The 13,372-nt window shown below is 55.7% G+C and carries 13 protein-coding genes; 5 read left to right on the top strand and 8 right to left on the bottom strand.

The genetic code is table 11. The features are described from left to right. Positions 1–25: 25 nt before the first annotated feature. Complete coding sequence (locus G3574_RS13495; protein ID WP_163963974.1) at positions 26–796, bottom strand: fumarylacetoacetate hydrolase family protein; 771 nt, start codon at positions 794–796, stop codon at positions 26–28. On the opposite strand from G3574_RS13495, the gene G3574_RS13490 reads away from it, so the two are divergent. Beyond that, positions 795–971, top strand: a complete 177-nt coding sequence (locus tag G3574_RS13490; protein ID WP_163963972.1) for a hypothetical protein — start codon at positions 795–797, stop codon at positions 969–971. The genes G3574_RS13495 and G3574_RS13490 overlap by 2 nt on opposite strands. 569 nt (positions 972–1,540) lie before the next feature. On the opposite strand, the gene G3574_RS13485 is transcribed toward G3574_RS13490, so the two are convergent. Then, a complete protein-coding gene (locus G3574_RS13485) occupies positions 1,541–2,074 on the bottom strand; it encodes a GNAT family N-acetyltransferase (protein ID WP_163963969.1) in 534 nt (177 codons plus the stop codon). Between the two features lie 245 nt (positions 2,075–2,319). After that, complete coding sequence (locus tag G3574_RS13480) at positions 2,320–3,039, bottom strand: SDR family oxidoreductase (protein WP_163963967.1); 720 nt, start codon at positions 3,037–3,039, stop codon at positions 2,320–2,322. Positions 3,040–3,475: 436 nt separating this feature from the next. On the opposite strand from G3574_RS13480, the gene G3574_RS13475 reads away from it, so the two are divergent. After that, positions 3,476–4,423, top strand: a complete 948-nt coding sequence (locus G3574_RS13475) for an NAD(P)H-dependent flavin oxidoreductase (RefSeq protein WP_163963965.1) — start codon at positions 3,476–3,478, stop codon at positions 4,421–4,423. Positions 4,424–6,226: 1,803 nt separating this feature from the next. On the opposite strand, the gene G3574_RS28940 is transcribed toward G3574_RS13475, so the two are convergent. Then, positions 6,227–6,481, bottom strand: a complete 255-nt coding sequence (locus tag G3574_RS28940; protein ID WP_407941669.1) for a GNAT family N-acetyltransferase — start codon at positions 6,479–6,481, stop codon at positions 6,227–6,229. Positions 6,482–6,839: 358 nt separating this feature from the next. Here G3574_RS28940 and G3574_RS13465 point away from each other — a divergent pair, with 358 nt between their 5' ends. Next, positions 6,840–7,181, top strand: a complete 342-nt coding sequence (locus G3574_RS13465; protein ID WP_163963961.1) for a hypothetical protein — start codon at positions 6,840–6,842, stop codon at positions 7,179–7,181. A 287-nt stretch (positions 7,182–7,468) separates the two neighbouring features. Here G3574_RS13465 and G3574_RS13460 read toward each other — a convergent pair whose 3' ends face one another. Continuing rightward, positions 7,469–7,888, bottom strand: coding sequence for a creatininase family protein (locus G3574_RS13460; RefSeq protein ID WP_163963959.1), 420 nt, complete (start codon positions 7,886–7,888; stop codon positions 7,469–7,471). A gap of 90 nt (positions 7,889–7,978) precedes the next feature. Between G3574_RS13460 and G3574_RS13455 the strand changes: the two genes are divergently transcribed. After that, complete coding sequence (locus tag G3574_RS13455) at positions 7,979–8,899, top strand: EamA family transporter (protein ID WP_235953414.1); 921 nt, start codon at positions 7,979–7,981, stop codon at positions 8,897–8,899. A 626-nt stretch (positions 8,900–9,525) separates the two neighbouring features. Here G3574_RS13455 and G3574_RS28935 read toward each other — a convergent pair. The 3 genes from G3574_RS28935 to G3574_RS13440 form a co-directional block, all read right to left on the bottom strand. After that, positions 9,526–9,840 carry a GNAT family N-acetyltransferase gene (locus G3574_RS28935; protein ID WP_407941670.1) on the bottom strand — a complete coding sequence of 105 codons (315 nt, stop codon included), beginning with the start codon at positions 9,838–9,840 and terminating at the stop codon, positions 9,526–9,528. A gap of 685 nt (positions 9,841–10,525) precedes the next feature. Continuing rightward, positions 10,526–10,693: a hypothetical protein gene (locus G3574_RS13445; RefSeq protein ID WP_163963957.1), complete on the bottom strand. Its 168-nt coding sequence runs from the start codon at positions 10,691–10,693 to the stop codon at positions 10,526–10,528. Further along, complete coding sequence (locus tag G3574_RS13440; protein WP_163963955.1) at positions 10,694–12,331, bottom strand: acyl-CoA synthetase; 1,638 nt, start codon at positions 12,329–12,331, stop codon at positions 10,694–10,696. A 282-nt stretch (positions 12,332–12,613) separates the two neighbouring features. On the opposite strand from G3574_RS13440, the gene G3574_RS13435 reads away from it, so the two are divergent. Next, positions 12,614–13,150 carry a hypothetical protein gene (locus tag G3574_RS13435; RefSeq protein WP_163963953.1) on the top strand — a complete coding sequence of 179 codons (537 nt, stop codon included), beginning with the start codon at positions 12,614–12,616 and terminating at the stop codon, positions 13,148–13,150. Positions 13,151–13,372 lie beyond the last annotated feature (222 nt).

The raw sequence follows: 13,372 nt of genomic DNA, 5'->3' as shown, positions 1-13,372 counted from the left end.
CGGGCAACCAGACGCGACAAGTCGTTCATTGCCGCGAGAAATGCACCTTGAGCTCACCCAGCGACCCGAATCGTAGAGCGATGTCCTGCCCCGCTGGCACCGTAAAGCTGTTGACATAGGAACCCGTGATGATGACCTGGCCCGCTTGCAGGCCCTGACCGCGCGCCCTCAGGAACTCCGCCAGCCAATGCAGCGGTGCGCGTGGCGCCGCGGCCGGATGATGGCCATCCAGTACGGCTGTTTCACCGGCGCCGATCGTCAGGCTCAGGTTCAGCCTGTTGGCACTGGATGCCGCTTTACCGTCGGCCTCGGGGCCAAGGTAAAGACCCTGGTTGAGCAAGCCATCGGCCAGATGCTCTTCATAAGTCACTTCATCGGGGCTTTCGTAGCGGCTTCCGATCAATTCCAGGGCGAGATGCGTACGGCTGATCGCGGCATCGACTTCGTCGGGAATATAGGGGGTTTCGCGTGCGGGCAAATCATGGCCCAGAACAAATGCAAGTTCGGGTTCGATGCGGACCTCGGCTTGCAACGCATTCACGGCGTACGGGCTAGTGGTGCGGATCAGATTGCGATAGATTGGCGCCACAATGACCTTGTCTCCCGCCGGAAGGGCGCATTTCCATCCGGCGACCGGCAAGCCAAGCCGTGCGGTGACGGCGAACTGGATATCCAAAGCGGCCTCCATGCCCGGTGGACGGCATGCTTCCGGCAATCTTGGTCCCTGGTCGTTTCGCATGCGGCGCGTCGCAAGAATGCTTGCAGCCTGGGCGGTATCGGGAAAGGGTTCAGTCATGGCGTGGTCTCAGCGGCGGCGCGGCAAGATTGCAAAGTTGCATGTGCAAGGTGGCAGCAGCCTAGCATTTTACGGGCAGGAAGCCGGGATCGCCTGCGTTTTCACCTTTGGTAATGCCGGCAACATCTCAAAGATGACGATGGAAGCTGCGCAGGGGCGAAAAAAAACCCGCTGACCTTGCGGTGAGCGGGTAAATCCAATTCAAGGAGAGTTGGAGGAGACAAGTGTTATTTTACCCAGTATCGGCTCAGATTTCCGCTTTCGTGTTGTGATAAGAGTTATTCATCAAACATATATGGGGCGGCGCGTAGACTCCACCGCGCTCGTTATGGATGACTTTTCGTTCGTCGCCCCTACGGTGCAACGAGCTTACTTCAATCTCGGGAAATAAATCGAGAGTTGGCCTGCAAAATATCGCACAAAGCGATAGGTATTCGTTGCCTTGTCCAGGCCAAGGTAAGCCACCGGCGTCGGTATAGATCGACCTTGCAGGTATTACAATAGTTGTGTGCTACCTGAAAGATGCCCAGAATCTTCAAAACCATGGATGGGATAGGCGGTAATCTCATCCATGGTCGTCGGACGTTGTTTGAGGAAGCAATTGGCAGATCCAGCACATGAAGGCGGCGGCAGACCTTCGCGAGAAACACATTCACTGCATGCAAGCCGGCCGGCGGCTTTGGGTCAGCTTTCCGACCTTGGCGATCCGATAGTGACAGGCAACACGCGACCCAAAACGGACGGTCACCGTTCAACAAGCGTGAGGCTCATAACTTGGTCATCGTAATCCCGGCCGCCTACGTTAAACCGCCGCCGGGTAAAGTCGAGAAATCCCTGCTGGCGGTAAAAACCAATAGCGGATACGTTGCCGGCATACACCCCGAGCAGCAAGCGAGTGGCACCTAGCAACTTCGCATGTTCTATTGCGTGAATCAGCAAGCGCTTGCCGACACCAACGCCGTGATAACGGCCGAGCAAATAGATGCGCTTGAGTTCGACATCTCGCTCCAAGTCAGCCATTGGTAATTCCGGCCGCGCGACAACGATGTAGCCTACAGGCGAATGGCCTGGGCTGGCCTCGGCGAGCCAGATCGCGGCATCAGGATCATTGAGCCAGGCAAGGTAGCGAGCAGCGGAGTGGGCATGCCGGCAATGCTCAATAATTGCGCTACCATCCAGGACGCCCGAGAACGTCTCGAGGAATGTCGCTTGTCCGACAAGGGCTAGCGCGTCCTGATCATTTACTTTCGCGCGTCGGATCGAAACGTCGCTGGCCATGGAATCTCCTTCACTGACTACTTGGACGGTGGCTGAAGAATATTTCGACCGACTCACTGTCTGCCTTTGACGGCTGCTCGTGGCCGCATTCGACAGCAGGCCGGCCTGGTGCCGCTAGCGGCTATAGGATACCTTCCCGCCCTTGCTTGGTTAGTGGCGACCGGCCCTTGCCGACCCTGAGCGTACTTCGCTCCACAAGCGTTTCTGATCAAAGCCGCCGTGTTACGAGTCACATACTGCCCACTTTAGACGAGCTGTATGCCACCGTCGAGCTCAAGATCGATTCCATTCGCCGCACGGTTATCCATGAGAAAGAGCACGCCGTGAACGATGTCCTCCACATTGGCAAGTTTCTGGCTAGGTGTGCGCATCTTGAACGCTTCAACAGCTGCGCCAGCTCCGGCGGCAATGCGAGCTTGCCAGCGTGGTGAGTCCTCGACCAGACCGGGCGAGATGCAATTTACGCGGATCGGCGCGAGCTCTACCGCCAGGGTACGCACCATTCCGACGACGCCGCCGTTCGCGATGCTAACCATCGTAGATCCGGGATACGGGTTGGCCTTTGCCAAACCGCCGAATACCGTGATCGAAGACGTCGATTTCAGACGTGGAAGTGCGGCCTTCACCACCTGCGGAAATGCAACTAGCTTCAGACGGAGCGCCCGCATAGCCTCTTCCACATCAAATTCGCGCAGGCTTTGATTGCCTGGGTAAACAGGCGTCAGCACGAGGTGATCAATGCGTGTATTGCCTTCAAACGCACGCTTAATCGAATCAGATTCGAGCAGATCGATCTGCACGAAGCGTACGCTCCCACCGAGCCCTGCTGCTACTTGAAGCCCGCGATCCACATCGCGTCCCGATATAGTGACCGATGCGCCCAGCGCCGCACACGTTTTCGCAATCGAGAGCCCGATTCCCGACGCACCTCCAACAATTACGACATGACTTCCTTCTGCCGGCATGGGACCTCCTGTGGAATGTCGGAATTTTGCCCTACCTATCACCTGTGCGCAATCTATTACCCAATGGCATTCATTGATGTCGTAGTTCGTTCAGTTGACTTATGCTGGCCAGATAGTCGAAAGCTGCTCAACCCAGCCATCCTTCTCCCCGCTGTTGCTCATGCACAGGCCCTACGGCAATACCGTCAGCAACAATTGCTCGCCATACCGGAAGATTTGGAGGAAATTTATGGAGGCAATGTGTCATGAACAGGATTGATGGATATTTATTCAAAACCATAATTGGACTACATGGCTCTGGGCTTCTAGTCTAGCCCGCAGACGACGCTTGCCAACGTGCATGGCGCGTTTTCGCATCAAGCGCTTGCGCATGCGGTTCCTGCCGATGCGCTAACCTTGACCTCTTTCACCTTTATCAGACGAGGAATGACCACAAATGACCATTCATAACCGCGTGACTTCCTTGCTAGGCGTTGAACATCCGATCGTCCAGGCACCGATGGGATGGATAGCCCGGTCTCAGCTTGCGGCGGCAGTTTCCAATGCGGGCGGGATGGGCATCATTGAAACCTCCTCGGGCGAACTGGATACAATCCGGACCGAACTCCGCAAGATGCGGGAACTGACCGACAAGCCGTTTGGCGTCAACATCGCCTTGAGCTATGTGCGTGACCCAGGCATCGTGCAATTCGTAGTTGAGCAAGGCATCCGGTTCGTGACGACATCCGCCGGCGATCCGACGCGTTATTGTGCTGCGTTGAAAGAAGCAGGTCTGACGGTATTCCACGTCGTGCCTACATTGGCGGGGGCCCTCAAGGCAGTCGCTGCTGGCGTGGATGGCTTGATCGTGGAGGGAGGCGAGGGCGGCGGCTTCAAGAACCAGCGTGATGTCGCATCCATGGTCCTGTTGCCGCTGGTCTGTTCCAAGGTTGACGTACCAGTCATCGCGGCCGGTGGTTTCTGTGACGGCGCCAGCATGGCCGCTGCCTTTGCGCTCGGCGCAGAAGGTATCCAGATGGGCACGCGCATGTTGTCCGCGGTGGAGTCGCCGGTGCACGATAACTGGAAGCAAGCCATCGTCAACGCAGGCGAAACCGATACCGTCTTCCTGAATCGCGGCGGAAAAGGGCCTGCACTCAGAGCGTTGCGCACTGAACGCACCACGCGTCTCCAGGAACAATCGCCGGACAACATCATGGCGGAGTTCGCCGGAGTTCAGCAATTATATTTCGGCGGAAACATGGAAGCCGCAGTGCCTCTGACAGGACAGGTCTGCGGACGTATTGACTCTATCAAGCCAGTAAAAAGCATTATTGAAGAAACGATTCATGATTTTCATCGCATTGTCGACGGCATGGCGACCCGATACGGTATTAGGCGTTGACATGATGATTGGCTGAATTGTGTGAAACGTCGAAATAATGCTGCTTGATCTGCAGTTGAACGGTCGGCAGCTTTGCGCCAGCTTTCAGACCTTAGTCCTCTTTTGGCGGCGGACTCAAAACGACCCCAAGCTGCCACTGCCAGATTCCATAAGCTGCCATTCAGCGACACTTCGCGACGATAGCATGCGGCCAAAAAGTTTTAACGCGGCCAGCAACAGTTTCTGAAGATATACCGAATGCGCTAAACGCTCTTACTGCTTACCCTGTTATGGGCACTTCGTTTTTCAACTTCAGACTCAAGAAAGTTTTGAGGCGCATTGAAAAAGCATGCCAATTTTTCTCGCTTGCTAAAGGAATACAACCCTCGTTGTAGAGGTAAATGCATTCAGTATCTGAAGAGCCTATGCAAGAAAGCTGCGCTGCTATTTCCGGTGATATTTCTTTGAGGTGCTGAGCCTGCGGGTGAGTCTGCAAGTCACGCCACGCGATCGACGGTGCACCGAGTGGCTGATATCTGCGATCCAAAAGGATATACCGCCTGTCCTTCAAACGCATCAAACAGTAAGGAAGATAGATACCAGATTCTAGGTCCATCATTTTATGGCTTTAGAGTCCATTCGGTATGTTGACCCGCTAATTCGTCGGAGCAGAAAAACTGCAGATTCGGTGGAGTCATAAGGACGTCACCCCTGATGACAACGCTGTCCATGGGCAGAGGCGTCAGTCCGGCAAAGCGAAAACGCAAACCATTCCAGTCGACCCATTCGGGTACTGCATAGGGACCAGAACTGCCAATCTGCGGTCCCAACACATAGGGCAAACCAAGTAGAAGGCGTATGGGCACGGCGTTCCCTTCCGTTTGCGCTTTAGGCGCGAAATGACATCGAAGAAGAAAGCCCGGAGATGAGTCGGGCAAGCCCCAGCAGGGAGGACTAACCTGTGATGGGACGAAACCTGGCCAGGCTGCGCAGGTCACGACATGACCAAGAGGATAAGCAGGGCCGCACAGGGCGAGATGCGGGATTGAGCATGCTGTCTCCTCGATTGACGTATTCACGTTGACGATCGCAATAACGCGGAGGCGCCGTCATCTAGGCCAGCTCACACGTCTATTTGGCTTCGTCATTTTCGGTAAGTATTGCCTCAGAAACAGGTAAAGGCAAGAGTAAATGACGATACTGATCGCGCTTGGAGACGGCGATTTAGTTCATTAGTTTGGCGGGAAGTGTCCATGTCTAGTTCAAAACTAGGATCAATGCATGTTCAGTCCACTTTTAGAGTCTACGCGTCATGTTTGTCTAGGATTAAAAATGTGAAAATTTCAGATAAATTATTTTAGTTTTCATGATCTTATTAAGCGTTTTCAGGGAAGAGGCGGTCCCAGATGCGAGTTATCGTTCAACAGACGAGCGGTGGGGTGCAATTGACCTCATCAAAGGTTGCTTTCATCTAGTTTTTGGATAATGGCAGGTATCACAGTATCGACAACCGACGCAAAAGCCAGAAAGGAACTCGATTGGTGTACCTCAACATTTGCAATTGAACTACTGTACTCTGAGAGCTCGCCGACTGATCGCTTCTGGCCGGACTCTGCGGTAACCTGACAGTGGACTACCGGCAGCTATAGATTGCCTTGCAGACATTGCATGGCAGCCCGGGATAAGCCTGTGCCGACCCGTTGCAGACATTCAACAATCCCGAAAGCAGACGCTCTAGAGGAGCGCGAGTCAAGGCCAAGCGACGATTCACAGGCACGCACATTCCACTAATTTCAATTCGGCCATGTTCCACTCTTGAGCTGGCTAAGCACCGACGTCGTGAGATCGGTCAGCCATGAGTTTCATGAACACCACTTCAGTGTTAGATTCCGATGGGACCTCAACAAAGCCCGAACTGGAATACAGCCTCACGACCACAACGTTGTCCCTGTACACCCGGAGTGTGACTGTCGCCGCCGAGGTCGTCTCTAGCGCAGCGGCGACGAGCTGTTTGCACAACACCTTACCGACCGCGCACCCGCGAGCGTCTGGAGCCACGACGATCCGGCCCAAATGCACAGATCCGGGCTACAAAACCCAATGTTGGCCAAAACCGTAGAGACAGCCGGACTCATCTTTCAAGCAATAGCTTGATTCTCCGCCACCAGGCACGGCCAGCAGTTCCCGCAAGTCTGAAGCGACAAACGGAAAACGAAGCCGTGGGCCTGCCCAACGAAGACTGGGCGCAGCATCAGGAACCCATGCTGCGATTGCTGCGTAGTCACTCTCAATAGGTACATGGAGGGCGAGGCTCATAAGAACTGCTAAAGAACGTTACAAAATAGTCAAGAACTTTGCCCATTTGACTCTGCCAAAGTCGCAAGTACTAGATGACGCCCTGGCAGTCGCTGGATCAGGCCACGGCGAAGGAGACAGCATGGACGGGCATCGCACGGACGCAGAGATGCGGGCCGCCGGCGCGAGCGCGATTGAAGAAGTTGTGCGCCATCTCGCCGACGAAATTGGGCTGCATCTGACCAGTTGTGCGTGGAATTTGCATCAGGGACTGGAGAACACCACGAGCCACCGGCTGGATCTGTTCACGGAGTCGACCGCTTTCAAGGTTTATATCAAGGACGCGGATCTGATCAATGCCGGGCTGGAAAGGAAGAATGAGGTTCTGGTTGGCCAGCTGCGCATGCTGTTGGTCGAGCGGCACGACGAGGCAATACCTATCCCCTTGAAGGACGCATTGAGGCGGGAAACAAGAAATCCTTGAGCACTTCGTCTAGGCTGTCGCAGCGTATCTTTATCCAACATACAGCAAGCCGGCCACATGAGCGGGTTGGCCGCGGCGACAACAAGCGGCGAGCGCCCCGTTACTTCGCGGGCATGGGGGCCGAGTCGCTATTGAGTGGCGGCTGATTCGCCACCGCATGCCGCTCCAGCCAGGATGCCTGCTAGCGATCGATCTGCGCGTAGTAGCGCCGTGTCCCGCCCTCGATGTCCTGAATCGCCGGATTCTTGAATGCCAGAGCGGAAATGCGAGGGATGGCTGCCGGGTCTTCACCATCGAGGACAGACAAAGCCGTGCGAATGAAGAGGCTGCCGCGGTAACGCATCTCTTGTGCGCCGAACGCAGCGCTTGCGAGACGCGGCGAGCCGATGTAACCCTGCCCGCCGGGCGATCGTAACCGCCTCCGCGGGGCTGTTCGCCGTGTTGGGCGGGGCGGAGCCATAATTGGCGGCAACGAGGTCGGGACGGAGAAAAAGGATGCGGCTCGTCTCGGACATGCCGGCATGGACTTCGAACCGGCCCTCCTCGGCGAGCGTCGTCTCACTTCGCGCTGGCGCCGGTTCGGCGGTTCGCAGGGCGAGTCCCGGCAGGTTCAGCATCGTCCCGCCATAGGTATCGTGGAAATAATCGCCCGCCTGGTCCAGCATCAGGTTGTGAAGCGGCGAGCCATGGTGCACGTGAGCAGGCATGTCAAAACGATTGTCCAATCATTGACTGGACAGAAATTGAGATAATGCTGCCTGACGCTGGTATGCAACAGCCCCCATCCAGGAAAATTTATGCGGGAATCCCAAATGAATGGCCGAGACTTTCTGGCCATCGCAGCAATCGTTTTTATATGGGGAACTAATTTCGTCGCCATGAAAATTGGCCTGCGTAGTTTCACACCCTTTCAGCTTGGCGTCCTCCGTTATGTCTTTGCAGCGCTGCCATTACTTTTTGTGGTGCCCATGCCCAAGGTGAACTGGAAATGGATACTCCTCTACGGACTGTTTCAAGGCGTGGGTCAATTCGGGCTTTTATTTGTTTCGCTCAAGGTTGGCATGACCGCGTCCCTCGCATCAGTACTGATGCAGACTCAAATGTTTTTTACTGCCCTGCTAAGCTTCCTGCTTTTGGCACAAAGGCCGACATTGCCACTTTTTCTTGGCATGGCATTGGCGGCTGTCGGATTGTGCAGCTTTGGCATGAACTATCTAATCCCCGAGGCTAACGGGACCGGCGCCACGACCGTCATCGGCTTTATATTATGCTTGGGCGCTGCCTCGATGTGGGCAGCCTCGAATATCATTGTGCGATTTGCTCAGCAGGAGTCGCCCGACTTCAATGTGTTGAGTTTTCTTGTATGGTGCAGCGTGGTGCCGATACTTCCTTTTACCGTGCTGAGCCTGCTCGCCGATCCACCTGCGACTCACTTGCAATGGCTTAGGGCATCCTGGGAGAGCTGGTTGTCGGTCGCGTACTTGGGATGGATCGCCACCGTAGCTGCTTATAGCATGTGGACCGGGCTGATCAAGCGCCATGGCGCTAACAAGGTAGCGCCCTTCAGCTTAGGCGTCCCTGTCATCGGACTCTCCAGCGGCGTACTTCTTTTAGGAGAGCACATCAGTGCCTGGCAATGGATTGGCATTGTATTTACCGTGCTTGCGCTAGCATCCGTAACCTTGGGTCCAAAGTTGTTCACGTCGCGTCAACGGTGACTTCTTAAGTCAGTTATTGGATGCGGCTTGGGTAGAGTCGGCAGATCGCTAGGGCGAGACGCCCACGACCGCAGTGCTTTAATCAAACCAGCTTTGACACAAAGATACCGATCACGTTCTTACATGTGATGGGAATGCGGGAATGTCAATTCAATGATGCAGATCGCAAGGAAAGTTTTTTATAAAGTCCACGGCATGGAACAGTCGCATTACTGCGCATTCCGGTCCTCATCCGCATCACATCCGGCACCGCCTTCACTCGGAACGGTGAAGATATTCGCCGTCCCGGCGACGTGCTCACATGGACAGGGTCAAAGCAACTTGCAAGACGGGATAATCCAAGATTCAGCAAGAAGCGGCCACTGAGGATTTGAAGTTGACTGCCGGCAACCGACCCTGAGCTGCCACTGGACATTCTTGAAAGCAGACGCTCAAAGTGCTGGAAGCGTTCTTCGCACGGCTTCATGGACAGGTACCGTGCAATGTGTCGAAACCTATTCATAGATCTTTCCCATGTAGAGGATTTGTGCTGCTCTACACCAAGAATTATCTGGGTTTTTATAAGTCGATAAGCCGTTGATTGAAGCAGTCCTTGCCTCTTCCTGAAAGCGGACAAAGTCAATTGCCTACCTCGTCCGGCGGATCATCTCCGCAAGATACTGCTCGAACCCCAACGAGCGGTATAGCGCCTTAGACATTGGTGTCGAGTCGAGTCCGATGGCTTGGATGCCGATTATTTCTGCTCGGGCGAGCAAGCGTTTGACGAGGTCAGTGGCTACGCCACGTCGTCGCCAGTCTGGACGCGTCCAGACGTTTACGACACGTGCTCGAATTGGATTAGAATCGCCTCGCGTTGGTCCCCATTCAAGCAACAGCAAGCCGGCTCCAGCAATGATTTCGCATTGGGCCTCAGCAAAAAGACCGATATAGCTTCCACGCATGATCGCGCCTTTGAGCCACTGCGCATATGCTTCAAAGTCTTCCTGGGATGCACGTTCGTCATAACGGTGTTGGCTTACTGCCGCCTCATCACCGTCGAGCACAGCGCGGGTTGTCCAAAGATCGGGCGGCAAAGTCACGTCAGGGTTGAGTCGTATTATTTCGCAAAGGATAACATCAAGCGACAAAAATCAGACTGGCGGCTATCGAGCAAATACCCGCCGGACGTTCATTGAGTGCGACATGCCGAGCTCGACCCCAAGCGGGCGTTCAAAGGCAGCGGTTTCTTGCCGACAGCGGTTGGCTGTGTAGAATAGGTTGGAGGGACAACTACGCAGTTACCCCACGTCCTTGAACATGCAACCCATATTTCATGATGCGCGGGAAGCAGATGCCGCAGAAATCGCAAAGTGCAGAGATCGAATCCTATACTGTCGTTGCTGGCGTTGGCACTCCCTTGAATCCATCCATTTGCCTCTTATCACTTATGAAATAGATCTCTGACTGACTTCCTTTGGCCAATCCTTTTGAAAAAATCCTTAAGCAATATCAGTTTAGTTGGACTTCGAACCAGGACAACGCCCATATGGAGCTGGATACTGTGACGGTAGTACAGGATATAGGCGTTTTCACACGGCCTGGACCCAAAGCAGACGGTCGGTCGGACATGTCGATAGCTGGGTACCGCTATCGAGCGAATGTTGACCACATATGGTTCTTTGTCTTTCCGAGCGACTTGTCGAACGCCAAAATCAACACCGCCTCGCGGAGCGCGCCGTTCGCGACGGCGAACGGCAGAATCAGCAGCCAGAGGAGGAAGACTTGCAGCGTATCATCGGCTTGTCGGATCAGCACTCATTCCAGCGCAGCGGTCGAATGCACCTGCTGGCGCAGCGAAAATTTCTGGATCTTGCCGGTCGAGGTCTTGGGTATTTCGCCAAAGATCACGGCCTTCGGCACCTTGAATCCGGCAAGATGCGCCTTGCAATGGGCGATCAGTTCTTCAGTGCTGACGGTGCTGCCGGAGCGCGGCTCGATGAAGGCACAGGGCACTTCGCCCCATTTCGGGTCTGGTCGCGCGACGACTGCGGCAGCCAGCACCGCCGGATGCCGGTACAGCACGTCCTCGACCTCGATGCTCGAGATGTTCTCGCCGCCCGAGATGATGATGTCCTTGCTGCGGTCCTTGATCTTCACATAGCCGTCCGGATGCATCACCGCGAGATCTCCGGTATGGAACCAGCCGCCGGCGAACGCGGCTTCGGTTGCTTTCCGGTTCTTTAGGTAGCCCTTCATCGTGATGTTCCCGCGGAACATGATCTCGCCCATCGTCTCGCCGTCGGCCGGCACCGGCTGCATCGTAGCTGGGTCGAGTACCGCGACAGCTTCTTGCAAATGGTAGCGCATCCCTTGTCTCGCATTCAGGCGCGCGCGTTCCCCAATGTCGACAGCTTCCCATTCCGGATGCTTGACGCATACCGCGGCCGGGCCGTACACCTCGGTTAGCCCGTAGACATGGGTAAGGTCAAAGCCCATCTTCTCCATGCCCTCGATCATCGCCGCCGGCGGCGCGGCGCCGGCAACCATCGCACTGACGCGCTGGCTGATTCCGGCCTTCATCGCATCGGGCGCATTCAGCAGCAGGCTGTGCACGATCGGCGCGGCGCAGTAATGGGTGACGTGATGCTCGCGCACTAAGTCGAACACGACAGCAGCTTCGATCTTGCGCAAGCAGACATTGACGCCTGCGCGCGCGGCAACGGTCCACGGGAAGCACCAACCATTGCAGTGGAACATCGGTAGCGTCCACAGGTAGACCGGGTGCTTTGGCATGTCCCATTCAAGAATGTTTGACACCGCGTTCATGTACGCGCCGCGGTGATGGTAGACCACGCCTTTCGGATCACCGGTGGTGCCGGAGGTGTAGTTCAGGCAGATCGCCTGCCATTCGTCGGCAGGACCTTGCCAGGGGTAGCCGGGATCGCCGCAGGCGAGGAAATCTTCATATTCGACCGAGCCAATATGTTCGCCGGCGCCGGTGTATTCCGGATCGTCCACATCGATGACAAGCGGCGCGCGACCACACTTTGCGAGCGCTTCGCGCATCACGCCGGCATACTCGCGATCGACGATGACGACCTTCGCTTCGCCGTGCTCCAGCATGAAAGCGAGGGCGGCCGCATCAAGCCGCGTATTCAGCGTATTGAGCACCGCGCCGGACATTGGCACGCCGAAGTGCGCTTCGACCATTGGCGGCGTATTGGGCAGCATTACCGCCACCGTATCGCCGAGTCCGATTCCGTGCGCAGCCAGCGCGCTGGCCAGACGCCGGCAGCGCGCATAGGTGTCGAACCAGGTCCGGCGCAGCGCGCCATGCACGATCGCTGGCCTCCTGGGGTAGACTGCCGCGGCACGCTCAAGGAAGCTCAACGGGGTGACAGGTGTGTAGTTGGCGGGATTGGGGTCCAGCCCGGTATCGAAAATGTTGGCCATGGCGTTTCAGCTCCAGTAGGGGGACTTGTTTCATTCTAACTGACGCGCCTCTGGCCGGAAGGTCTGCTTGTGCATCAAAGATGAAACGACCGGTCTACAACACGTTCCGGCCTTTGACGGCGCCGCGTTCGAGGCCCGCATCCGACCCTGAGCTGCCTGTCGTCGTTTATTAAACCGGACGTCGGGTTTAATGTTCCGCCTGCTGAATCAGGCCTGGATTGTACGAGTTGTTCGGCACTTCACTTTCGGCTCGGCCTTGCGACAATTCCGCATGGAAAAACCATGCTGGAGGATGTTGTGAAGCGGACGAACCAGAATGCCAAGACGAAGCGCGGACGAGGCTTGAAAGTGGAACTTGGCGTCCTTTGTGTGTCGCTGGTGATTTTGGCAAGCTCCGTCATCGCGCGGCTAGACCGCGAATCAACTCATGATGACCTGACCGATGTCGACCAGATGAATGCGCTAGCGGTTGTGCGAGATGCCTACCTGGAAGCTGACCAGGCCGCCAGAAGCCTGGCACTGTCCACTACCGAAGAAGGGGCACGTCGCGAGTTGGAGACACTGGAACAGCAAACAGCGCTCTACAAGGGTGCCCTAACCAATCTTTCCACCCGTTTGAGTGGCGATCCGGCATTCATGCGCCTCCAAAGCAACCTGAGCCATCTAGCCGATCAGGTACGGCGCCTTCGCGACAAGGGAGAAGTTGACCGGATTGAGGGCATGGAGCAGTTTTTGGACGGTGAGCGACCTCTACTCCGCCAGCAGATCGTGGCCGATATCGACATGGTTTCACGGAATGACGAATCGAGGATCGAATGAACGAAGCGAGCATGAAACCGCCCTTCAAAGTCTGAACCGCATCGCGGCTAAGCAGAGCAGTCCAGACTTTCACCGGCAAAAGGTAACAGCGTGCTATCGACCCCAAGCTGCCATTGCTTCATCCCGATACCCGACTTTCACATGAAAACGGGATAGGCATGCTAGCGGTCAAGGCGTTCTCACACGGACTGAACCTTTACTGACGTCCGTGCATTGTTAGAG

The sequence above is a fragment of the Noviherbaspirillum galbum genome (assembly GCF_010974945.1).
Lineage (GTDB): Bacteria > Pseudomonadota > Gammaproteobacteria > Burkholderiales > Burkholderiaceae_D > Noviherbaspirillum > Noviherbaspirillum galbum.
This window is presented reverse-complemented; position numbering and strand designations above follow the sequence as displayed.